The organism is Streptomyces sp. NBC_01233, assembly GCF_035989305.1.
Taxonomy (GTDB): Bacteria; Actinomycetota; Actinomycetes; order Streptomycetales; family Streptomycetaceae; genus Streptomyces.
Genome location: NZ_CP108514.1, coordinates 6,842,104 through 6,864,620, shown reverse-complemented (window position 1 = coordinate 6,864,620; position 22,517 = coordinate 6,842,104). Strand labels below are relative to the sequence as shown.

At 70.3% G+C, this 22,517-nt stretch carries 17 protein-coding genes; 6 read left to right on the top strand and 11 right to left on the bottom strand.

What is annotated here, in order from left to right; genetic code table 11:
* Positions 1-45 precede the first annotated feature (45 nt).
* From OG332_RS32665 to OG332_RS32655, 3 genes are all read left to right on the top strand, one after another.
* A complete protein-coding gene (locus OG332_RS32665) occupies positions 46-1,437 on the top strand; it encodes an IS1380 family transposase (protein ID WP_327416808.1) in 1,392 nt (463 codons plus the stop codon).
* 265 nt (positions 1,438-1,702) lie between these two features.
* Complete coding sequence (locus tag OG332_RS32660) at positions 1,703-3,256, top strand: MFS transporter (RefSeq protein ID WP_327416807.1); 1,554 nt, start codon at positions 1,703-1,705, stop codon at positions 3,254-3,256.
* 167 nt (positions 3,257-3,423) lie between these two features.
* On the top strand, positions 3,424-4,587 hold the full coding sequence (locus OG332_RS32655; protein WP_327419454.1) for an IS701 family transposase: 1,164 nt from the start codon (positions 3,424-3,426) through the stop codon (positions 4,585-4,587).
* Between the two features lie 142 nt (positions 4,588-4,729).
* Here the strand turns inward: OG332_RS32655 and OG332_RS32650 are convergent, their stop codons facing one another.
* From OG332_RS32650 to OG332_RS32630, 5 genes are all read right to left on the bottom strand, one after another.
* Positions 4,730-6,496: a DUF4153 domain-containing protein gene (locus OG332_RS32650; RefSeq protein ID WP_327416806.1), complete on the bottom strand. Its 1,767-nt coding sequence runs from the start codon at positions 6,494-6,496 to the stop codon at positions 4,730-4,732.
* 169 nt (positions 6,497-6,665) lie between these two features.
* Positions 6,666-7,583, bottom strand: coding sequence for an ADP-ribosylglycohydrolase family protein (locus OG332_RS32645; protein ID WP_327416805.1), 918 nt, complete (start codon positions 7,581-7,583; stop codon positions 6,666-6,668).
* 11 nt (positions 7,584-7,594) lie between these two features.
* Positions 7,595-8,254 (bottom strand): histidine phosphatase family protein, encoded by a 660-nt coding sequence (locus OG332_RS32640; protein WP_327416804.1) that lies wholly within the window; start codon positions 8,252-8,254, stop codon positions 7,595-7,597.
* A 72-nt stretch (positions 8,255-8,326) separates the two neighbouring features.
* Positions 8,327-8,932 (bottom strand): YdbC family protein, encoded by a 606-nt coding sequence (locus tag OG332_RS32635; RefSeq protein ID WP_319728923.1) that lies wholly within the window; start codon positions 8,930-8,932, stop codon positions 8,327-8,329.
* 32 nt (positions 8,933-8,964) lie between these two features.
* Complete coding sequence (locus tag OG332_RS32630) at positions 8,965-9,804, bottom strand: arylamine N-acetyltransferase family protein (RefSeq protein WP_327416803.1); 840 nt, start codon at positions 9,802-9,804, stop codon at positions 8,965-8,967.
* Between the two features lie 94 nt (positions 9,805-9,898).
* Between OG332_RS32630 and OG332_RS32625 the strand changes: the two genes are divergently transcribed.
* A complete protein-coding gene (locus OG332_RS32625; RefSeq protein ID WP_327416802.1) occupies positions 9,899-10,858 on the top strand; it encodes a DUF1152 domain-containing protein in 960 nt (319 codons plus the stop codon).
* 60 nt (positions 10,859-10,918) lie between these two features.
* Here OG332_RS32625 and OG332_RS32620 read toward each other — a convergent pair whose 3' ends face one another.
* A complete protein-coding gene (locus tag OG332_RS32620) occupies positions 10,919-11,770 on the bottom strand; it encodes a hypothetical protein (RefSeq protein ID WP_327416801.1) in 852 nt (283 codons plus the stop codon).
* Between the two features lie 528 nt (positions 11,771-12,298).
* Positions 12,299-12,961, bottom strand: a complete 663-nt coding sequence (locus OG332_RS32615; protein WP_327416800.1) for a nitroreductase family protein — start codon at positions 12,959-12,961, stop codon at positions 12,299-12,301.
* 83 nt (positions 12,962-13,044) lie between these two features.
* Between OG332_RS32615 and OG332_RS32610 the strand changes: the two genes are divergently transcribed.
* Positions 13,045-13,440: a winged helix-turn-helix transcriptional regulator gene (locus OG332_RS32610; protein ID WP_327416799.1), complete on the top strand. Its 396-nt coding sequence runs from the start codon at positions 13,045-13,047 to the stop codon at positions 13,438-13,440.
* Between the two features lie 108 nt (positions 13,441-13,548).
* Here OG332_RS32610 and OG332_RS32605 read toward each other — a convergent pair whose 3' ends face one another.
* Positions 13,549-16,437 carry a vitamin B12-dependent ribonucleotide reductase gene (locus OG332_RS32605; protein WP_327416798.1) on the bottom strand — a complete coding sequence of 963 codons (2,889 nt, stop codon included), beginning with the start codon at positions 16,435-16,437 and terminating at the stop codon, positions 13,549-13,551.
* A gap of 171 nt (positions 16,438-16,608) precedes the next feature.
* Positions 16,609-17,121, bottom strand: a complete 513-nt coding sequence (gene nrdR, locus OG332_RS32600; RefSeq protein WP_327416797.1) for a transcriptional regulator NrdR — start codon at positions 17,119-17,121, stop codon at positions 16,609-16,611.
* A gap of 496 nt (positions 17,122-17,617) precedes the next feature.
* On the opposite strand from nrdR, the gene lexA reads away from it, so the two are divergent.
* On the top strand, positions 17,618-18,412 hold the full coding sequence (gene lexA, locus OG332_RS32595; RefSeq protein ID WP_030709636.1) for a transcriptional repressor LexA: 795 nt from the start codon (positions 17,618-17,620) through the stop codon (positions 18,410-18,412).
* A 134-nt stretch (positions 18,413-18,546) separates the two neighbouring features.
* Here lexA and OG332_RS32590 read toward each other — a convergent pair whose 3' ends face one another.
* Together OG332_RS32590 and OG332_RS32585 are read right to left on the bottom strand one after the other, a co-directional pair.
* On the bottom strand, positions 18,547-20,517 hold the full coding sequence (locus tag OG332_RS32590) for an ATP-dependent DNA helicase (RefSeq protein WP_327416796.1): 1,971 nt from the start codon (positions 20,515-20,517) through the stop codon (positions 18,547-18,549).
* A 52-nt stretch (positions 20,518-20,569) separates the two neighbouring features.
* Positions 20,570-22,462: an IucA/IucC family protein gene (locus OG332_RS32585; protein ID WP_442816246.1), complete on the bottom strand. Its 1,893-nt coding sequence runs from the start codon at positions 22,460-22,462 to the stop codon at positions 20,570-20,572.
* Positions 22,463-22,517 lie beyond the last annotated feature (55 nt).

Genomic DNA, 22,517 nt, shown 5'->3' with positions numbered 1-22,517 from the left:
AGTTCTGACGCTTCCAGCACGCACAATCAGCAAGGCACCTCGTAGATGAAAGCTTCCCATACTCCGGCGGCGGTCTCCGCTGCGTTCGACGACCGGAATCTGATCGCGCATGCCGGGCTGGTCCCGGTGATGCGCCTGGCCGAGCGGTGCGGGCTTGCCCGTCTGGCCGCGGAGAAGGTGAAGCTGACCGGGGCGAAGAACGGTGCGGGTGCGGCGGCGGATGCCAAGGTCACCAGCATCGTGGCCGGGATGGCCGCGGGTGCGGACAGCATCGATGACCTTCACGTCCTGCGCCACGGCGCGATGCCCGTGTTGTTCGCAGGCGTCCGTGCGCCGTCCACGCTGGGCACGTTTCTGCGCGCGTTCACCCACGGTCACGCACTTCAGCTCCACGCGGTGCACCGCAGGTTCCTGGCCGCTCTGGCCGCGCATACCCCGCTGCTGCCCGGCGCGGGCGAGAAGGCGTTCATCGATGTCGACTCCACCCACAAACGGGTCTACGGCCGGGCCAAGCAGGGCGCCGAGTACGGCCGGTTCAAAGGCGTACGCACCCTGCACCCCCTGCTCGCCACGATCTGCACCCCGCACTCCCGCCCGGTGATCGCCGGGGTGCGGATGCGCCGCGGCAAAGCGGCCGATGCCCGCGGCGCCCCCAAGTTCGTCAGTGAAGCCCTGGCCGCCGCCCGGGAGGCCGGCTGCACCGGGACCCGTATCCTGCGGGCGGATTCACAGTTCTACAACGCCGGTGTCATCGCCGCCTGCCGCCGGGCCGGGGCCCGCTTCTCGGTCACCACCGGCATGAACCCCTCCATCAAACGGGCCATCCACAGCATCCCCGACCAGGCATGGCAGCAGATCACCTATCCCACCGCGGTGCCCGACCCCGACACCGGAGAGCTCATCTCCGGCGCCGAAGTCGCCGAGATACCCGCCTACACCGCCTTCGCCGGCCGCAAGAAGGCGGAACAGGTCACCGCCCGGCTGATCGTGCGCCGCGTCCGTGACCTGGCCAAACCCACCGTCGTGGGTGACCAGGGCGAGCTGTTCCCCGTCTGGCGCTACCACCCGTTCTTCACCGACAACCCCGCCGGAACGCTCCAGGCCGAGCGGGAACACCGTCACCACGCCGTCGTCGAGCAGGTCATCGCCGACAGCAAAGCCGCAGCTCTGGCCCACCTGCCGTCCGGACACTTCCACGCCAACGCGGCCTGGCTGACCCTGTGGGCCATGACCTACAACCTGCTGCGGGCCACCGGTGCGCTGACCTCCGCCTTCCACGCCAAGGCCACCACCGCCACCCTCCGCACCCACCTGATCCACGTTCCGGCCCGGACCGCCCGCTCCGCCCGGCGCGTCACCCTGCACCTACCGCACAACTGGCCCTGGCAGCACGCCTGGACACACCTCTTCGACACCGTCCACGGACCAGCCGGCTGACACGAACCGCCCCTGCCCACCCCCCGCCCGCCAGGGCCCAACCGGAACCGAACACGTGGAAACGCTGGGCAGACCAGCAGCTACAACCTGCCCACCTACAAGCACCGACCCGGAACCGGCACAGAAACCCGCCAGAAGATCACTTCCGAACCACGCCGGTGGATCGAGGCTTAGAGAACGCTTGCGTTCCCTAAGGATCGGCTCCTACCGTGGCCCCGTAGTGAACGAATGCGTTCACTATTTCACTTTGGGGGGGGGATCCTCAGTGACAAGCTCTCAACTCGCCACACCCCGGATACCGGGGGCGGCCCGCCGCGAGGGGCGTCCCGGAGTGGCGCTCGCCGTCATCGCCGCGTGCCAGCTCATGGTCGTCCTCGACGCGACGATCGTGAACATCGCACTCCCGCACATCCAGGACGCGCTCAGCTTCAGCACCACCGACCTCTCCTGGGTGCTCAGCGCCTACACCCTCACCTTCGGCGGCCTGCTGCTGCTCGGCGGCCGGGCCGGTGACATCCTGGGCCGGCGCCGCGTGTTCCTGTCCGGAATCCTGCTCTTCACCCTGGCCTCCCTCCTCGGCGGATTCGCCCAGGAGCCCTGGCAACTGCTCGCGGCCCGCGCCCTGCAAGGGGTGGGCGGCGCGATCGCCTCCCCGACCTCGCTCGCCCTGATCACCACGACCTTTCCCGAAGGCCCCGAACGGAACCGGGCGTTCGGGGTGTTCGCGGCCGTGTCCGCGGGCGGCGGCGCGATCGGCCTGCTGGCCGGCGGCATGCTGACCGAGTGGCTCGACTGGCGCTGGGTGCTCTTCGTCAACGTCCCTATCGGCGTGCTGATCGCGGTCCTCACCCCGCTCTACATCACCGAGTCCGAGCGACACCCCGGGCGCTTCGACATCGCCGGAGCCCTCACCTCCACCGGCGGCATGGCCTCGCTCGTCTACGGGTTCATCCGCGCCTCGGAGGACGGCTGGCGCGATGCACTCACCATCGGCTCCTTCGCCGCGGCCCTCGTTCTGCTCGCGCTCTTCGTCGTCATCGAGTCTCGGGCCCGCGAGCCGATCATCCCGCTGCGCATGTTCGCCGACCGCAACCGCACCGGCACGTACGTGATCATGCTCGGCCTCGCGGCGGCGATGTTCGGCATGTTCTTCTTCATCGTCCAGTTCGTGCAGAACGTGCTGGGCTTCTCCCCGATCCAGTCCGGGCTCGGCTTCCTGCCCGTGACCGTCGCCATCGTCACCGCCGCCGGCCTCTCGCAGCGGTTCCTGCCGCGCTTTGGCCCCAAGCCCTTCATGGTCATCGGGTCCGCGCTCACCGGAACCGGGCTGGCCTGGCTGACCTTCCTCCGGACCGACAGCTCGTACGTCTCCGGAGTGCTCGGGCCGATGCTGCTCTTCGGCTTCGGCATGGGCCTCAACTTCGTGACCCTCACCCTCACCGCCGTCTCCGGGGTGGCGCCGAAGGAGGCCGGCGCGGCCTCCGGGCTGCTCAACGCCAGCCAGCAGGTGGGCGGCTCGCTGGGCCTGTCCATCCTGGTCACCGTCTTCGGCACGGCCAGCCGCGACGAGGCCGCGAAGCAGGTCCCGGCCTTCATGGCGCAGGCGGATCCCGACCAGCTGGCCGCCTTCAAGGAGACCCGGCAGCTGCCCGACCCCTGGGGAGACCTCGTCCTCGCCCAGGGCATCTCCACCGCGTTCTTCGCCGCCGTGGCGATGGCGGGCCTGGCCCTGGCCACCGCCCTGCTGGTGATCCGGGTGCGCAAGAGCGACCTGGACGCCCTGGCCGGCGCGGCCGCACAGGGCGGCCCGGCCGCCTGAACCCCTGTCGTACGAGAGCCCGGGCGCGGGGACCGTTCCCCGCGCCCGGGCTCTCGTACGAACTCTCCCGGCGCCGCGACCCCTAGTACTGCAACCGCATGTGGCGTGACGGTTGGCGTCGATGCTCGTTGTTGTGACTGTGTGATCAAACGCTGACGGTCGAGCAGATCGAGTCGTGGTCCGAGGGTGTAGCGGACTTGCATGCCCGGTTCGGGCATCGTTTTGGCAGGTCGGAGCCACGTGATCGGGCTCTGGACTACCTCAGGGGCCTGCTTGCTCCGCTGGAGAAGAAGAACGGGTGGACGCTGGCCGAGCAGGTCGGCCAGCTCCGCCCGGACGGTGTGCAACGCCTGCTCAATCACTCCGAATGGGACGAGAACGCGGTCCGGGACGATGTCCGGGACTTCGTCGTGGAGACCATCGGCGCCAGAAACGGCGTGCTCATCGGGGACGACACCGGGTTCCTGAAGAAGGGCACCAGGTCAGCAGGGGTCCAGCGGCAGTATTCCGGCACCGCTGGCCGCACCGAGAACTGCCAGATCGGCACCTTCCTCGCCTACGCATCCGCCAAAGGGCGGGCGCTGATCGACCGGGAACTCTACGTCCCGAAGTCCTGGACGGACGACCGCGACCGCTGCCGGGCAGCCGGAATCGACGACACGGTGCCGTTCGCCACGAAGATCGAGCACCTCAAGTGGATGCTGCAACGCGCCATCGACGCGGCTGTTCCCTTCGCCTGGGTCACCGCGGACGAGGCATACGGGCAGGTCAAACACTTCCGTGCCTGGCTGGAAGAACGCCGGGCCGCGTATGTGCTGGCGACGAAGGTCAACGACACCGTGATCACCGCCGACGGCCGCGACGCGCGCGTCGACGAGCTGATCGCGGCCCTGCCGAAGCAGGCATGGAAGCGGATCTCCGCCGGAGCCGGCGCCCACGGCCAGCGGATCTACCACTGGGCCCGCGTCGCGATCCGGCCCACCTGGGAGGGCGGATCCGGGCACTGGGTGCTCGCCCGCCGCAATCTGTCCGACCCCACCGACATCGCCTACTACGTCTGCTACGGCCCCGTCACTTCCCGGCTGAAAGACCTGGTCAGGACCGCCGGAGCCAGGTGGGCGGTGGAGGAGTGCTTCCAGACCGCGAAGGGTGAATGCGGGCTCGACCACTACCAGGTGCGGCTCTACCGGGCCTGGTACCGGCACATCACCCTCGCCATGGCCGTCCTGGCCTACCTCACGGCCATCCGTGCCGCAGAAGCCGCAAAAGGGGCAGCGGAGACGACGAGCAAGACCTCATACCCCTCAGCGTCCCGGAGATCCGCCGGATGATCGGGCACGTCGTCCTCACGCCCCGCTGCCACACCAACGAGCACCGTCTCCACTGGTCACACTTCCGACGCCGCAGCCAAGCCCGAGCCCGCCGCTGCCACTACCAACGACGGGGCCACGACCCCCACATGCGGTTGCAGTACTAGTACTCCAGGCGGCTTCCGAAGGCGCCCAGGCGCGAGCAGACCTCGTACGGGGCCGTCACCGGTCGCTCGCGCAGGATCTGCCGGGCCCGGTACTCGCCCAGGCTCATGGCGTACCAGGGGACGTCTCCGGCCCTGGACATCTCGTCGTTGATCCCGCGAAGGGAGCAGGACCTCTGGGGCTCGGGCAGCCGGTCCAGGGCGGGCGCGGCGTCGGCCGACAGGGACTGGAAATAGGCCAGGTCGATCTTGGCTGCGTCCTCGAAGCGGGCGACGTTCCGCTCGGCGACCATCCCGTCGGGGGACAGCAGGCCGAAGGCCAGGACGGCTGCGGCCGCACTGCCCGCGACCGCGCGCGGCAGCCAGCGTGCGCCGAACACCCCGGCAGCCATGATCAGTACGATGACCAGCCCGAGCCACAGCTCCATCGCGGCCACCGACACGCGCAGCCTGGTCAGCCCGTACGCGTCCACGTAGAGGTCCATCCGGCGCAGCGCGGCGGCGACGACGACCAGGGTCAGCGCGCACAGCACGCCGAGGACGATCCGGACGAAGCGGCGGTCGCCCGCTCCGGAGCGCGGGGCCCAGCGCAGGGCGAGCGCGATCACCGCGAGCGTGAACAGGGTGGCCCACAGCAGCTGCCAGAAGCCCTGGCGGGCGTACTCGGCATAGCTGAGACCGGTGCTCTCCAGGACCTTGTCGTAGCCGCCGAACAGGACGGCCAGCTGGACGGCGTTGAAGCCGGCGAAGAGCAGATTGAGCACGACGAGGGGAAGGGCCCATTCGACCCGGGAGCGCGGCTTCCCCGGGGCCACCTTGATCCGGTCCCAGCGCAGCGGGGCCGCGGCGGTGCGGGCGGCGGCGAGCGCGATGAGCGTGCCGAGGAGGAAGAGCAGGAACCGGATGGGCCCGTTCTCGGTCGACACGTCGGGCATCAGGCCGCTCAGGAGGTCGGCGAAGGCGGCGTCGGCGGAGGCGAACAGCGCGCCGAAGACCACCAGGAGGGCCACGGCGACGGCGGTCGCCTTGGCGATGGGCAGCCAGCGGTCCCTGCCGACCCCGCCGCGCGACCGCAGTCCGACCAGGGCCCAGGCGAGCCCGGAGACGGCGGAGTCGAAGAAGCCGAGCGGGCTGAGCAGGACGCCGGGCCAGGTACGGCTGCCGTGCAGGGCCAACGCGCCCAGCAGGACGGCGGACAGGATCGCGAGCGTGGACGGCCAGGCGGAGTCGCGCAGGGCGGGTACGGCGAGGAGGGCGAGGCAGCCGATCGCCCAGACCACGGTCCAGGGCCGGGCCGTACGCCGTGCCGTGCGGGCGGCGACGTACGCGGCGACGACGGCGGGCAGCAGCGCGAGCAGCAGGCCGGGACCCATGCCGTCACCGAGGAGCAGTGCGGCCGCGAGGCCGGCGGCGAGGGCGGCGAGGAGGGTGGCGGTCGCGATGGGGGCTGCCTCGGCGGGGCGCACGCGCGTGACCCACGAGGGCGTCACGGACGGCGCGTGTGCGCCGGGCCATGGGCGCTGCTGGTGCTGGTGCGCCTGCCAGGCCTGCCACGCGGCGGCGTCGGCGGGCCCCGCCGACGGTGGACCAGCCGGGCCGGTGGGTGTGCTTCCGGCCGGAGCAGCGGGCGCCGCCGGAGCCGTCGGAGCCGGACTTGCGGGCGAATCCCCGGCCGTGGCACCTGCGTTGACGGTGCCGTCGGGGGCCTTCGAGTCCTTCGGGTCCTTGGACCGGGCTTCGTCCGCCCCGCCGGTGTTCTCTGACATCGGGTTTCCTCCCCTGTCGGCCGCCCCATCGTTCCTCGGGGGCGGCGCAGCGGACAGAGTAGGCCGGCGGCAGGCGGTTTTGAACAGGATCAAAAGAGCCCTGTGGCAGGACCGTGACAATCGGAAGGACTCATTTCACCCCGCCCCGGACGCCCGGAGCGGCGATCCGTCAGCGCGCCGCCGACTCCGGCAGCCAGGCCGGCAGGGCCTCGGTACGTGCCAGCCACGCGGCCGGCAGCACCGCGTCCCCGCGTGCCCCCAGCACTCCCCCGACGATCGCGCAGGTCGTGTCGACGTCTCCGCCCACCTGCGCGGTGGTCCAGAACGCCCGCTCGTAGTCGTCCAGCGCACGCGCCGCGGACCACAAGGCGAACGGCACGGTGTCATGGGCGCTCGTGCGCCGCCCGCAGCCCAGAACCGCCGCGACCGTGGTCGCATCGCCGTAGTCCAGCATGTCCCGCGCCCGCCGCAGCCCGGCGCCCACGGCGCTGCGCGGCACCAGCGCGATCACTCCGTCCAGCAGGTCGGAGGCCTTCGGCGGACTGTCCGGAGCGGCGGCCAGCGCGGCCGCCGCGGCGACGGCCATCGCCCCGCACACGGCCTCGCGGTGCTGGTGGGTGGTGTAGGCCGAGATCTCCGCCTGGTGAGTGGCCTGCTCCGGGTCGTCGGCGTACCAGGCGCCCAGCGGCGCGATCCGCATGGCGGCGCCGTTGCCCCACGAGCCCTGCCCGTTGAACAGTTCCGCGGCCAGGGTGCGCCAGTCCTCGCCCTCCCGCACCAGCCGCAGCATCCGGTTGACCGCGGGCCCGTAGCCCCGGTCGAAGTCGTGGTGGTGGGCGAAGGAACGCGCGAGCGCGTCCTGGTCGATCCGTCCGTGCTCGGCCAGCACGGCCACCACCGAGCAGGCCATCTCGGTGTCGTCGGTCCACTGCAGCGTCTCGGTGCCGGCGGGCAGCTCGCGCCGCTTGAGCAATGGGTAGTTCACGGGGACGAAGTACTGGGAGCCCAGGGCGTCACCCAGTGCCAGCCCGCGGAGGCTGGACATGGCGCGTGCGTAGCGCCGTTCGGGAGTGGAGTCAGGCGTCATCGCGGGTCACTCTAGCCGTCCAGGTCATAAGGCTCGGGTGTGGTCCACCGCTCAAACGGGCGGTCCATCCGGTACCGGCCGTCCGGGCCCCGCAGGAGCACCCGGAATTCGCCGTTGCCGGGATTGGACAGGGCCTCGAATTCGGCGACCGACCAGTGGAACCAGCGCATGCAGAACAGCCGCATCGTCAGCCCGTGCGTCACCAGCAGGACGTTCTCGGGGTGGTCCGGGGCCTCGAAGCTGCGGTAGAGGCTTTCCAGGAAGGACCCGACCCGGTCGTACACGTCGGCCCCGGACTCGCCCTGCGCGAACCGGTAGAAGAAGTGCCCGTACGCGTCCCGGTACGCCTTCTGCAGCCGTACGTCGTTCCGGTCCTGCCAGTTCCCCCAGTCCTGCTCGCGCAGCCTCGGCTCCTCGCGCATCCGGACCCGGGCCGGGTCCAGCCGGAGCTCGCGGAAGGTCTGCAGGGTCCGGCGGTAGGGGGAGACGTACGCGCTGATGGTCTCCTCGCCGAAGAGCTCACGCAGCCGCACCCCGGCCGCCGCAGCCTGCTCGCGCCCGTTCCGGGTCAGCCGCAGGGCGTGGTCGGGCTCGCGTTCGTACACTGAGTCGTCGGCGTTCCCCTCCGATTCCCCGTGCCGGACAAGGACGATGCGCCGTGGTCGAGCCATCCCACGACCCTATTCGGCCATCGGCCGACCGGTGCACCGGGCACGCCGAACGGCCTGGCGGTAGTCGTACGGTCATACCGTCCAGGACGGTTCGAGGTCGACCACGTCACCGGTGAGGGCCTCGACATCGGCCTGGATCTGGGCGCGCAGGGAGAGCCGCTCGACCCGCTCCTGCCGGTACTTGCCGTGCTCGGCGGCCGCGTGCCACATCGACAGCACCAGGAACTCCCGGCCCGGGGCCTCCCCGAAGAGACCGCGGATCATCCCGGGCGAGCCCGCCATGGCCGGATTCCACACCTTCTCCTGCATCAGGGCGAAGTGGTCGACCCGGCCCTCCCGGACGCGGGTGTGCGCGACCCGCACCACGTCGGCGTCGGTGAAGCGCGGCTCGAAGCCGGTCTTCACGTCGAAGCGGTGGTCGAAGAGGGTGACCCGCAGGTCGGTGTAGGTGCCGTTCTGCGCGGCGGCCAGCCGGTCGTGCGAGCGGGCCATGAAGGAGTCGTAGAAGGACCGGCTCTCCCAGAACGCGAAGACATGCGCGACCCCCTGCCGGCCCCGGCTCCAGCCGCCGCCCTGCCCCCGGAAACCCGGCTCGCCCGGCAGCCCCGCCCATTTTCGCTGCCCGCGCTCGAACCCGCGTCGGTCCGTCACCGTGCAGCGAATCCACTTGACCAGCACTGCGCCATCGTACGGGCCAGGCGCGGCCCGGGTCAGTCCCCGGCGCAGTGGATCCGCACCAGTTCCGCCGCATCCCGCTCGGCCAGGCGAAGTCCGAACTCCCGGTCGAGTACGGCGAGCAGCTCGTCCGAGCCGACGGCCCTCCTCTCGGCCCGACCGTCGGGATGCAGGAGGGTGAGCTCCCGCCCGACGAGCGCCCGGCGGACGGAATCGCCCGGGTAGTGGACGACGAGCCGCCCCACGAAGGAGGAGCGGGGGTGGGTGGAGCTGTAGTGGTTGAGCAGGACGTAGTCGACGGGGTGGTAACGCTGTGGGGAGAAGGCGTACAGGTCCCGCCAGGTCCCACCGCGCAGGAGGCACAGCACGAGGATGCCGTCCTCTTCCTCGCGGACGCGGTACGTCCACTCCCCCTGCTCGACTGCGACGCCGGGGCGCCCAAACGGAACCGGCTCACGGGGGCCCTGGTGGCCGAACCCCACGTCGCACAGCCATGGTTCGCCCTCGACCGTGACGACGAGGACGGCGTGCGTCACTGCCAGGAGGGAGTCCCCGCGGGTGCGGTTGCGGGCACCGCGTCCGGAGACCTCGAAGCCGATCCGCTCCAGGGCAGCGGCCAGCAGCGAGTTCTGCTCGTAGCAGTAGCCGCCCCGGCGGGCGTGCACGAGCTTGTCCTCGATCGACTTGACGTCCAGCGCGACGGGGCGGCCGAGCAGGACGTCCAGGCTCTCGAAGGGGATGGCCGCGGTATGGGCCCTGTGCACTGCGTACAACGTGGCCAGGTCCGGCCGGAGTTCCCGGCTCTCCCCCGGGTTCTCCTGATATCCGATCCGCGCGAGATACGCGTCCAGGTCCAGCTCGTCACCGCTCCACATGGCTCACCGCTTCCCCGTTCCCCCGTGCGCGTCGGCATAGCGCCGCCGTGAATTCCCGGGGCACCGGCTCGCCGCACCCCGCACAATGATCGCCATGACGGCCCTGCACACCAACCCGCTTTTCGCCCGCCTCGCCGACGCCGAACGCATCCTGGTCGCCGGCGCGGGCGGCGGCTTCGACATCTACGCCGGCCTGCCGATCGCCCTCTCCCTCCTGCACCAGGGCAAGGAGGTCCACTTGGCGAACCTCTCCTTCAGCTCCCTCGCCGGACTGCCCCTCGAGGAGTGGGCCGCTCCCGACCTCGCCGTCATCACACCCGACTCCGCACCGCACCAGACGTACTTCCCCGAGCGGACGCTGGCCCAGTGGCTCCGGCTGCACGGCTACCCGGCGCGCGTGTACGCCTTCCCGCAGATCGGGGTGCAGCCGCTGCGCGCCGCCTACCGCGCGCTGGTGGACCTCCACCGCATCGACGCGATCGTCCTGGTCGACGGCGGCACGGACATCCTGATGCGGGGCGACGAAGCGGGCCTCGGTACCCCCGAGGAGGACCTGACCAGCGTGGCGGCGCTGGCCCCGCTGGACGACGTACCGGAACGGCTCGTCGTGTCGGTCGGCTTCGGCGTGGACGCGTACCACGGGGTCAGCCACGCCCTGGTCCTGGAGAACATCGCGGCGCTGGAGCGCGCGGGAGCGTACCTCGGCGCGTTCTCCGTGCCGCGCGCCACCCGCGAGGGCGCGCTCTTCCTGGACGCGGTGGCCCATGCCCAGGACCGCACGCCGGACCGCCCCAGCATCGTCAACGGCTCGATCGCCGCAGCTGTCCGGGGCTCCTTCGGCGACGTGCAGTTCACCTCCCGCACCCAGGGCAGCGAGCTCTTCGTGAACCCGCTGATGTCGTTGTGCTTCGCCTTCGACCTGCCGGGCCTGGCCGCGCGCTGCCTCTACCTGGACCGCATCGAGGACACCCACCTGATACGCCAGGTGCATTCCCGGATCGCGGAATTCCGCGAGGACCTCGTCACCCGCCCGCCCCGCCGCATCCCCCACTGAGAATGCCGGAGGCGGGCAGGTCCCCCCGGGGGGACCTGCCCGCCTCGGTGGTTCACGGCGTCAGCCAGGTCCCTGGTGGGGAAAGGCCCGCAGTTCGAGCTCCGGCGCCACGGAGTCCGCGAGCCACGTCAGTTGCCCGTCCCCGGCCGCGAGTCCCTCCCGCGCCGTGTCGCACCAGTCCGCACGGTCGACCAGGGTCAGGTAGGACGCCCTGGCCCGGGCCCAACGCGCCGTGGCGCCGGCGTCGTCGGACCAGGCGGGTGATTCCTTGGTCAGGTAGTGGGCGACCGTCGCCGCTGCGAAGTAGCGCTCGGCAGTCGGCCCCAGGCGCCCTAGGTGGCGGACGTGGGCCTCCATCACCGCGAGCGCATGCGGGTAGTGGCGGAGCGAAGTCCCCATGCCCTCGCAGTACGTCATCACGTGGAGGATCCGCCCCGTGTGGTCCACCACTTCGGCGTCGTCCCCGGAGTCCGCGATGATCTCGTGGAGCCTGGCCGCTTCCGCGACATCGGAGGCGAAGTAGCTGTTGAGGAAGTCGCCGTCGGCGGCCCTCCGCAGCAGCCAGGGGCGGACGGCCGGGTGATCGTCGGCGTGCCCGCACAGCGTCTCCACCCCATGGCCCCGGCCCCAGCCGGTGACCCGCTCCGCGAGCCAGATCAGTGCGTCGACACCGCCCGGCAGGCGTTCCAGGGCGCGGGCCGCAAGGGGGCCGAAGGCGTTGGAGAGCAGGCCGATGGTCTGGATCCTCGGGATGTCGTCCACCGTGCCGACCTCGGCGAGCAGGGCCAGCCCGACGCCCACCGTGCCGGTGTCGGTCCCGTGCCGGACCAGCCACCGGCCGGTTTCCCTGGCCCTCGCTGCCGGAGCCCTCAAGGCTGCGCCGCTGATGTGCTCGTTGTGGCAGACCGTCACGGGAAGGCATCGGAGTCTGCCGGCCAACTCGGGCGGCGAGGCCCTTGCGTCACGGAAGTACTCGACCACACCCTCCGCGACGTCGATGCCGCGGAGGGTGTGGTCGAGCGGCCGATCCCGCCGGGGTCCGCTCCGACGCCCTCCCCCGTCCGGAAACGGCTCCCCGCTACGGAAAAGGGGCTTGTCCGGCGTCAGCCGATGCAGCCGATGCAGCCGGAGGGCGTGCTGAAACAACGTGGTCGTGGTTCCGGGCAGTCCGGTCCCGGGCGTCCCGCTCACAGGCGGACGGAGGACTCGATTCTCTTGATCATGCCCGGAGCCTGCCACGACCACCCCCTGCGCGCCAAGCCTCAGAGGTCTCGACGTCGTCCCGGCTCCGTGTCCGGGCGGGCGTACGGAATGCAGGGACACGGCGAAGGGGGGCCGGCCTCGGGCCGGTCCCCTTCGTGACCTGCCGGTCAGCTGCGCGCGGGCTACGCCGGACGGTGAGTCCGTCGCGGCCCCACCCGGTGTACTGGTACAGGGCACTTACTCCTGGCGTGCGGCATTCCCCGCGCCGTCGGCCCCGTACGATTCGCGGAACACGGTGCGCTCCCGGGCACGCCGCCCCGGATGGCGCCGGTCCTCCGCCGGGTAGCCGACCGACACCAACAGGGCGATGGCCAGGTCGTCACGGTCACCGATACCGATCACCTTCTTCACCTTGTCCTCGTCCCAGCCGTTCATGGGCGAAGTCGCCAGGCCCATCTCCGTGGCGGCAAGCATCACGAAGGAGGCCGCGATCACGGCGTCCTTGACCGCGTACTCCCGGAGCAGACCCCGCCGGTCGAGATCCTCCTGGAACGCCCGTGATGCGGCGGCGAACATCGCGACGAACTCGTCGCTCCACGCACCGCCGCGCCGCGCCTGCTCGTAGACGTCGTTGTGGTCATCACGCCAGGACTGAGGCTCGGCGACGAAGACCAGTACGACAGGAGCCTCTTGCGGCTGGGGCTGGCCCCCCGTGGCCCATGCCAGCCCCGCACGGCCCTCGTCCCCGGATACCGCGACGATCGACCGGTCCTGCAGGTTCCAGCTGGTGGGGGCCTCAACGGCGAGACCGAGAAGCGCGTCGAGCGTGGCATCCGGGATCGGGTCGGGCAGGTAATGGCGGACGGTGCGGCGGGTACGGATCGCTTCTGCGACAGACATCGTGGGACTCGTCATGTCACTCACTATTGGAGAGTCGCTCTCCGATAGGAAGAAGGCACTATTTTGTGCGTTACTCTCCCCGCATGGAGACCATTGTGGAATCGTCCGGGCTGCCGGCCGACGTCTACTCCGCGAAGTGCCCGACACGCCAGGTCCTCGATCACATCTCCGGCAAGTGGACCATTCTGGCCGTGGACGCCCTCCTCGCAGGCACCCTGCGGTACACCGACTTGAGCCGGCGCATCGAGGGCGTGTCGCAGAAGATGCTCACTCAGACTCTGCGCGGACTCGAAGCCGACGGGTTCGTCACCCGCACCGTGTATCCCACCGTTCCGCCCCGGGTCGAATACGACCTGACGGAGCTCGGCCGCAGCCTCGCGGAGCCGATCACCGCGCTCCGCCAGTGGACGGAAGCCCATATCAACGAGATCGAGCGGGCTCGGGCCCGGGCCGCGTCGGAGGCCGGGAAAGCCCCCTGATCCGTTGCACCGCATGCATGCATACAATCGGCAAAGCGAGAGCGGGGAGTCGGTATTCCCCGACTCCCCGCTCTGACCAGGCACTTCATGCCTGGCGGTTACCTATTTTCAGCTGCAGCCGCTGGTGGATCCGCAGCCCTCGCAGATGTAGCAGGAGCCGGCGCGCTGCATCTTCGTACCGCAGGAGAAGCAGAGCGGGGCGTCGGCGGAGACCCCGAGCTGCATCTCGACCAGTTCGGCGTTGCTGTGCGCCGTCTTCGGGGCCGGGACCGCGACGGTCACGGCCGGCTTCGGCGCCGACGGCACCGCGGCCAGCGGGACCGACTGGGTCAGGGACTCGGTGTCCAGCTCGTCCTCGAGGGGCTCGTAGGAGCCGGTGTCGAGGTGGCGCTGGCGCTCCTCGGCGGTGTGGATGCCGAGGGCCGAGCGGGTCTCGAAGGGCAGGAAGTCGAGCGCCAGGCGGCGGAAGATGTAGTCGACGATCGACTGCGCCATCCGCACGTCCGGGTCGTCCGTCATGCCGGCCGGCTCGAAGCGCATGTTGGTGAACTTCGAGACGTAGGTCTCCAGCGGCACGCCGTACTGCAGGCCGACCGAGACGGCGATCGAGAAGGCGTCCATCATGCCCGCGAGGGTCGAGCCCTGCTTGGACATCTTCAGGAAGACCTCGCCCAGACCGTCGTCCGGGTAGGAGTTCGCGGTCATGTAGCCCTCGGCGCCACCGACCGTGAAGGAGGTGGTGATGCCCGGGCGGCCCTTCGGGAGGCGCTTGCGGACCGGCCGGTACTCGATGACCTTCTCGACGGCCGCGCGGATGGTCTCCTCCGTCTTGGCGGTGACCTCCTCCTTCTCCTCTTCCTTCTTCTTCGCGGAGAGGGGCTGGCCGACCTTGCAGTTGTCGCGGTAGATCGCGAGCGCCTTGACGCCCATCTTCCACGCCTCGAAGTAGATCTCCTCGATCTCCTCGACGGTCGCCGTCTCCGGCATGTTGACCGTCTTCGAGATCGCGCCGGAGATCCAGGGCTGGATCGCGGCCATCATGCGGACGTGACCCATCGCGGAGATGGAGCGCTCGCCCATGGCGCAGTCGAACACCGAGTAGTGCTCGGTCTTCAGGCCCGGGGCGTCGACGACCACGCCGTGCTCGGCGATGTGGGAGACGATCGCCTCGATCTGCTCCTCCTGGTAACCCAGGCGGCGCAGGGCCTGCGGGACGGTGCCGTTGACGATCTGCATCGAGCCGCCGCCGACGAGCTTCTTGAACTTGACCAGGGCCAGGTCCGGCTCGACACCGGTGGTGTCGCAGGACATCGCGAGACCGATGGTGCCGGTCGGCGCGAGGACGGAGGCCTGGGAGTTGCGGAAGCCGTTCTTCTCGCCGAGGCGCAGGACGTCCTGCCAGGCCTCGGTGGCCGCGGCCCAGATGACGTTGTCGAGGTCCTCGGTGCGCGGTGCGACGGCGTTGGCGTCGGCGTGCTGCTTCATGACGCGCTTGTGGGACTCGGCGTTGCGGGCGTAGCCGTCGTACGGGCCGACGATGGCGGCCAGCTCAGCGGAGCGCTTGTACGCCGTACCGGTCATCAGCGAGGTGATCGACGCGGCGAGGGTGCGGCCGCCGTCCGAGTCGTACGCGTGGCCGGTGGCCATCAGCAGGGCGCCGAGGTTGGCGTAGCCGATGCCCAGCTGGCGGAAGGCGCGGGTGTTCTCGCCGATCTTCTGCGTCGGGAAGTCGGCGAAGCAGATGGAGATGTCCATCGCGGTGATGACGAGCTCGACGACCTTGGCGAAGCGCTCGGCGTCGAAGGACTGGTTGCCCTTGCCGTCGTCGTTGAGGAACTTCATCAGGTTGAGCGAGGCGAGGTTGCAGGACGTGTTGTCCAGGTGCATGTACTCGCTGCAGGGGTTGGACGCGGTGATGCGGCCGGACTCGGGGCAGGTGTGCCAGTTGTTGATCACACCGTCGTACTGGATGCCCGGGTCGGCACAGGCCCACGCGGCCTCGGCGAGCTTGCGGAAGAGCGCCTTGGCGTCGACCTTCTCGATGACCTCACCGGTCATGCGGGCACGCAGGCCGAACTCGGTGCCGTTCTCGACGGCCGTCATGAACTCGTCGTTCACGCGGACGGAGTTGTTGGCGTTCTGGTACTGGACGGACGTGATGTCGTCGCCGCCCAGGTCCATGTCGAAGCCCGCGTCGCGCAGGGCACGGATCTTCTCCTCCTCCTTCACCTTGGTCTCGATGAAGGCCTCGACGTCCGGGTGGTCCACGTCCAGGACGACCATCTTGGCCGCACGGCGGGTGGCGCCGCCCGACTTGATCGTTCCCGCGGACGCGTCGGCGCCGCGCATGAAGGAGACCGGGCCGGAGGCGTTGCCGCCGGAGGAAAGCAGCTCCTTGGAGGAGCGGATGCGGGAGAGGTTCAGGCCGGCGCCGGAGCCGCCCTTGAAGATCATGCCCTCTTCCTTGTACCAGTCGAGGATCGACTCCATGGAGTCGTCGACGGCCAGGATGAAGCAGGCGGAGACCTGCTGCGGCTGGGGCGTGCCGACGTTGAACCACACCGGGGAGTTGAAGCTGAAGATCTGGTGCAGGAGGGCGTAGGTCAGCTCGTGCTCGAAGATCTCCACGTCGGCGGGCGACGAGAAGTAGTCGAAGTCCTCGCCGGCCTTCGTGTACGTCTTCACGATCCGGTCGATCAGCTGCTTCAGACCGGTCTCGCGCTGCGGGGTGCCGACCGCGCCGCGGAAGTACTTGCTGGTGACGATGTTGACCGCGTTCACCGACCAGAAGTCGGGGAACTCGACGCCGCGCTGCTCGAAGTTGACCGAGCCGTCGCGCCAGTTGGTCATGACGACGTCACGGCGCTCCCAGCTCACCTCGTCGTACGGGTGCACGCCCGGGGTGGTGTGGATGCGCTCGATACGCAGGCCGCCCTTGGCAGTCTTGGTCCCCTTGGCGCGGGAACCTCGTGCCGAGCCGCTCGCCGTCTCTGTCATGCCGCTTCCTCCCATATGCGGGCAAAAACGCCCTAAAGTGCCAGCGCTATTCCGCGGCACGGTGCTGTGTGTCTGTTTCTACGTTTTTTCTCCCCCGGCTCCCGCCGGGAGGGGCCTCCGGACCGACCGGCCGCGCCCTGATGCATGCGCATCACGGCGCGGGCCGTCCGGTCAGTCGGAGGCGGAGGCGGGCACGGGGACCGAAGCGGTCCCTCGGGGCTCGCACTCACCGGAATGAGGCCGCGGCTCGCGCAGTTCCACGATGGCGGTCTCGAAGTCTTCAAGGGTGTCGAACGCTTTGTAGACGGACGCGAAGCGCAGGTAGGCGACCAGGTCGAGCTCCTGCAACGGGCCGAGAATGGCCAGACCCACGTCGTGGGTGGTCAGCTCGGCACTCCCGGTGGCGCGCACCGCCTCCTCGACCCGCTGGCCGAGCTTGGCGAGGGCGTCCTCGGTGACCGGCCGCCCCTGGCACGCCTTGCGCACGCCGGAGATGACCTTGGTACGGCTGAAGGGTTCCGTCACCCCGCTGCGCTTGATCACCATCAGCGAGGCCGTCTCCACCGTCGTGAAGCGACGGGAGCAGTCGGGGCACTGACGGCGCCTGCGGATCGACGTACCGTCGTCCGTGGTGCGGCTGTCGACGACACGGCTGTCGGGGTGCCTGCAGAAGGGGCAGTGCACGGTTCCCTCACCCTCCCTCTTGGCACGACAGAATCACCCCACAGGCCCCTGAACAACAGAGACGGACTCTGTCGGGGGCTCGTGGAGCAGCCACCAGCATATGCGATCCCAGGAGCCTCAACAGACCCGAGGACCACTACTTCTGGGTGGCAGCACCCATCCAACCACTAGATCTTGGGTTGGGGTGGATTTTCGTGGCTCTGCGTGTCGCGGTGTCCGCCAGGCGGTCACGAGGCCCTTCGATGCCACACTGGGCGCAGGCCGGCGCCGGCGACACAGGCCGGCACGGGCCCGGACGGCGGCGACCCGACCGGGAAGGGTAGCGTAAGCAACGGACGCGGATCGAACCCGCGTTCGGTGAGCCGATCGTCCATACACCCCTTGATGTGCCCACGCCGGACGATCCCCGATTTTTCACTCGAACGTGTGTTTGGCGCAACCTTTCGAAAGCTACTACCGTTGTCCAGCTAGGGAGAACATTTCGAGAGGGGCCGACGTGACCACCACCGCAGACAGTGCCACCATCACTGCCCAGAACCGCTCCCAGAGCCGACTCGAGCCGGTGCATGCCATGAACGACGCAAACCTGAACCCGGATGCGGAGCCCGTAGTACGCCCCGCACGCTCGCTGCCAGGTCGACCTCCAGGCATCCGCGCCGACAGCTCCGGGCTCACGGACCGGCAGCGGAGGGTCATCGAGGTCATTCGCGACTCCGTGCAGCGTCGGGGTTACCCGCCGTCCATGCGGGAGATCGGCCAGGCGGTCGGCCTGTCCAGTACCTCGTCGGTCGCCCACCAGCTGATGGCCCTCGAGCGGAAGGGCTTCCTGCGCCGCGACCCGCACCGCCCCCGCGCCTACGAGGTACGCGGCTCCGACCAGCCCAGCTCGCAGCCCACCGACACCACCGGCAAGCCCGCCGCCTCCTACGTTCCCCTGGTCGGCCGGATCGCGGCCGGCGGCCCGATCCTCGCCGAGGAGTCGGTCGAGGACGTGTTCCCGCTCCCCCGCCAGCTCGTCGGCGACGGCGAGCTCTTCGTCCTCAAGGTCGTCGGCGACTCGATGATCGAGGCCGCCATCTGTGACGGCGACTGGGTCACGGTCCGCCGCCAGCCCGTCGCGGAGAACGGCGACATCGTCGCCGCGATGCTCGACGGCGAAGCCACCGTCAAGCGCTTCAAGCGCGAGGACGGCCATGTCTGGCTCCTCCCGCACAACGCCGCCTACCAGCCGATCCCCGGCGATGACGCGACCATCCTCGGCAAGGTCGTTGCAGTGCTGCGTCGGGTCTGACCCCCGCCGCCTCCATCCGGCCCCCGGGACCCACTGCGCCGGTCCCGGGGGCTTTCATGTGCCCCCGGAACTCGTTCGCCCCGGGTTCGCCCCCGGCCGCCCCGGAATTCCTGCTCCCCGGGACCGGCGGACCGCTACGTACCGTCGGCCTTGGCCTTCGCGTCGATCGCCGCCAGGGAGCGGCGGGCCTGGTTGCGGTCCGTGGTGTACCAGAAGTCAGGCAGCGTGGCCCGCAGGAAGCTCCCGTACCGGGCCGTGGCCAGCCGGGGGTCCAGCACCGCGACGACACCCCGGTCGCCCGTGGCTCGTACGAGACGACCCGCGCCCTGCGCCATCAGCAGGGCGGCATGGGTGGCCGCGACGGCCATGAAGCCGTTGCCGCCGTGCTCCTCCACCGACTTCTGGCGGGCACTCATCAGCGGGTCGTCGGGGCGCGGGAAGGGAATCCGGTCCATGACCACGAGTTGGCAGCTGGGGCCGGGCACGTCCACGCCCTGCCAGAGTGACAGCGTCCCGAACAGGCAGGTCTTCGGGTCCGCGGCGAAGGCCTTGATCAGCTCGCCGAGGGTCTCCTCGCCCTGGAGCAGGATCGGGTTGTCCAGCCGGCCGCGCAGCTCCTCGGCGGCCGCCTTGGCACCGCGCATGGAGGAGAAGAGGCCGAGGGTCCGGCCGCCGGCCGCCTCGATCAGCTCGGCGAGCTCGTCCATCATGTCGCCACGGGTCCCCTCGCGGCCCGGCGTGGCCAGGTGCTTGGCGACGTAGAGGATGCCCTGCTTCGGGTAGTCGAAGGGCGAGCCGACGTCGAGGCCACGCCAGACGGGGACGTCGTCCCCCTCGACCCCCTCGGGAGACAGCCCCAGGGAGGCCGCGACACCGTTGAAGTCACCGCCCAGCTTGAGGGTGGCCGAGGTCAGGACCACCGAGCGGTCCTCGAACAGCTTCTCCCGCAGCAGGCCGGACACCGACAGCGGGGCGACCCGGAGGGTGGCGCCGAAGCGGTCGTGGCGCTCGTACCAGACTACGTCGTACTCGGAGCCGTTGGTGATCCGCTCCGCCACCCCGTGGACGCTCTCCACCGCGGCCAGGGCCTGCTTGCGCACCGCGTCCTCGTCCTGGACGGACTTGTCGCGGGTCGAGCCGATCGCCGAGATCACGTTGCGCGCGGCGTCGCGCAGCGACATCAGCGCGTAGCCGAGGTCTTCGGGAACCTGCTCCAAGCGGCCCGGGAGCGCCAGCTCCATGACCCGCTCGAAGGACTCGGACGCGGTCTGCAGGGAGTCGGTGGTCTTCTCGTCGACCAGCTTGGCCGCACGCTTCACGGCCCGGTTGACCTGCCCGGGCGTGAGCTCGCCGGTGGCGACGCCGGTGACCCGGGAGACCAGCTCGTGGGCCTCGTCCACGATCAGCACCTCGTGCTGCGGCAGCACAGGAGCGCCTTCGATGGCGTCGATGGCGAGCAGCGCGTGGTTGGTGACGACCACGTCCGCGAGCTTGGCCCGCTCGCGGGCGGCCTCCGCGAAGCACTCGGCCCCGTACGCGCACTTCGTCGCGCCCAGGCATTCGCGCGAGGAGACGGAGATCTGCGACCAGGCCTTGTCCGAGACGCCCGGGGTCAGGTCGTCGCGGTCGCCGGTCTCCGTCTCGTCCGCCCAGTCGCGCAGGCGCAGCAGGTCCTTGCCGAGCTTGCTGGTGGGGGTGGCCGCTTCGAACTGGTCGAAGAGGCCCTCCTCCTCGTCCTGCGGAGCACCCTCGTGCAGGCGGTGCAGGCACAGATAGTTCGACCGGCCCTTGAGCATGGCGAACTGCGGGCGGCGGCGCAGCTGCGGATGCAGTGCCTCCACCGTCCGGGGCAGATCACGCTCGACGAGCTGCCGCTGGAGCGCGAGGGTCGCGGTGGCCACGACCACGCGCTCGCCGTGGGCGAGGGCCGGCACCAGGTAGCCCAGGGACTTGCCGGTACCGGTACCGGCCTGGATGAGCCGGTGGGAGTTGTCGTCGATCGCTTCGGCGACGGCTTCGGCCATGGTCACCTGGCCGGGGCGCTCCGTGCCGCCGACGGCGGAGACGGCGGCGTGCAGCAGGTCGGGGAGGGAGGGCTTCGTCATAGCACTGCCAACCCTACGGGGCCCCACCGACAGCGCGTGCACCGACGAGGAATCAAGGCCGGTACAAGGGGTTGGGTACGGTGCCGTGCTGCACGGCGTGCGGGCGGTCGGGGCGGTCGCGGTAGCCGTCCTCGTAGAGCCGGTTCCGGTTGAGGCAGAGCCGCCCGATGCGTTCGCCGAGCAGGTCGAAGAGCTCGTAGCGGTCCTTGAGCTCCGGGAAGCGGGCCTGGTAACGCAGGATCTCCGCCCGTACGAGGGACCAGAACTCGTCCTCCGGGACGCCGAGGCGGTCCTCGCACAGGGCCGAGAGGTAGCGGAAGACGCCGACGAACAGCCCGGAGTGGATGAACTGCGGCAGGAAGTCGGCGGGCTCGGTGAGCAGGGCCGCCCGGACCTCCTCGGGCAGGGAGGCCAGCTCGGGCAACGGTTCGTCGCTGATGTTGATGTCGTCCACGAAGTCCTTGACCCCGAGCCGGACCGGGACGTCGTGCTCGTCGAAGATCACGATGGCGTTCTCGCCGTGCGGGGAGAAGACGGTGCCGTAGCTGTAGAGGAAGTGGAGCAGCGGCGGCAGGAGGGCGGCGAAGAGGCGCTGCAGCCAGACGGAGGGGGTCAGCCCGGACCTGGCCACGAGCTCGGCGGTGAAGGACCGGCCGCGCGGGTCGGTGTGGAGGAGCGAGGCGAGGGTGCGGGCGCGCTCGCCGGGGGCGAGGAGTCCGGTGAGGGGCTCGCGCCAGATCGCACCGAGGAGCTCTTTGTACTGGTAGGGGACCTCGGGGAGCTCTTCGTACACCGGGTGGCGGACGGTGACGGAGGCGACCTCGCCGAGCAGGACGACCCGGCACTCGTCGCGCAGGAAGGGGTCGGCGTCGCGGAGGGAGTGGATCCAGGCGGTGACGGCAGGGGCGGCGAGGGCGAGGTCGGAAGGCAGGCCACGCCAGACCATGGTGTTGAAGACGGAGAGCGGGAGTTTGACGCTGTGCCGGTCGGGGTGGCTGAGGTTGAGGAAGGTGCGGATCGATTGCTGGGGCAGGCGCAGGTCGGGATCGGCGGGGAGCGGCACGAGGGCGCCGGAGGAGAGCGCAGGGGCGAAGAGGGGGAGGACGACCTCGTCCCACTGCCAGGGGTGGACCGGTAGGTAGAGGTAGTGGAGCGGGTCGAGGCCGCGGTCGCGGAGCGTCTGGTCGAAGGCCGCGCGGGTGACGGGGTCGAGCTCGGCGGAGTAGAGGCGGGCGGGGTCCTCCAGTCCGGCGGTGCCGCGGTAGGCGGCGAGCGAGGTGTGGGCGGCGAGCCACGGCAGGCGCTGGCGGGTGCGGGCCTCGGGGGCCCAGGAGGCCGTGTCGGAGGCGGAGAGTCCGATGCGGCCCTTGTTGAGGACGAGCCAGGGGTGGCCGGTCTGGTGCCCTTCGAGTGCGGCGTAGTCGAGGTCGGCGAGGACGTCGGCGGTGAGGGCGGTGTGGTCGATCCGGGCATCGGCGGCGAGGGTGGCGCTGAGTTCGCGGACGAGGTGGCCGAGGGTGGGTCCGTCGAGTCCGAGGAGGGTGCGGGCCCGGACGAGGAAGGCGTACGGGTCCCCGAAGGCGGTCGGGTTACCGGAGGCGGTCGGGTTACCGGAGGCCGTGGGTGCCTGGGGTGCGGCCGGCGGCGGCGTGAGGGTGATGGTGTCGGCGACGACGTGCCAGCTGTCGTAGGAGCGGCGGCGGGCACGGAAACCGAGACTGCTGCCGTCGTCGAGGGCCAGGGTCCATGCGTCGCCGGCGGCGGCCGGGGCGGGGACGGGGCTGACGACCTCCTCGTAGGCGAACTCGGCGATCATCTTGGCGAGCAGCCGACGGGCGGCGAAGTCCCAGGTCGGACCGTTGAGTTCGGGCGGTGTGCAGGGGTGCTGGGGCGACGGTGGCACGGCGGGTTCCGTCGAGTCGGGGGCTGCGTGGAGGTTCGGCACGGGACTCCTCGAAGATCGGGAACTTTGCTGCGCGACGCAGAGTTTTCTAAGGGAG

What these genes read in the sequence shown, in the direction of transcription:
- OG332_RS32645 (WP_327416805.1), bottom strand. Translation starts at nt 7,583, where the DNA reads ATGACGCCTGACTCCACTCCCGAACGGCGCTACGCACGCGCCATGTCC.
- OG332_RS32615 (WP_327416800.1), bottom strand. Translation starts at nt 12,961, where the DNA reads ATGTCTGTCGCAGAAGCGATCCGTACCCGCCGCACCGTCCGCCATTAC.
- OG332_RS32665 (WP_327416808.1), top strand. Translation starts at nt 46, where the DNA reads ATGAAAGCTTCCCATACTCCGGCGGCGGTCTCCGCTGCGTTCGACGAC.
- OG332_RS32630 (WP_327416803.1), bottom strand. Translation starts at nt 9,804, where the DNA reads ATGTGGAGCGGTGACGAGCTGGACCTGGACGCGTATCTCGCGCGGATC.
- OG332_RS32605 (WP_327416798.1), bottom strand. Translation starts at nt 16,437, where the DNA reads ATGACAGAGACGGCGAGCGGCTCGGCACGAGGTTCCCGCGCCAAGGGG.
- OG332_RS32610 (WP_327416799.1), top strand. Translation starts at nt 13,045, where the DNA reads ATGGAGACCATTGTGGAATCGTCCGGGCTGCCGGCCGACGTCTACTCC.
- OG332_RS32650 (WP_327416806.1), bottom strand. Translation starts at nt 6,496, where the DNA reads ATGTCAGAGAACACCGGCGGGGCGGACGAAGCCCGGTCCAAGGACCCG.
- OG332_RS32640 (WP_327416804.1), bottom strand. Translation starts at nt 8,254, where the DNA reads ATGGCTCGACCACGGCGCATCGTCCTTGTCCGGCACGGGGAATCGGAG.
- OG332_RS32590 (WP_327416796.1), bottom strand. Translation starts at nt 20,517, where the DNA reads ATGACGAAGCCCTCCCTCCCCGACCTGCTGCACGCCGCCGTCTCCGCC.
- OG332_RS32625 (WP_327416802.1), top strand. Translation starts at nt 9,899, where the DNA reads ATGACGGCCCTGCACACCAACCCGCTTTTCGCCCGCCTCGCCGACGCC.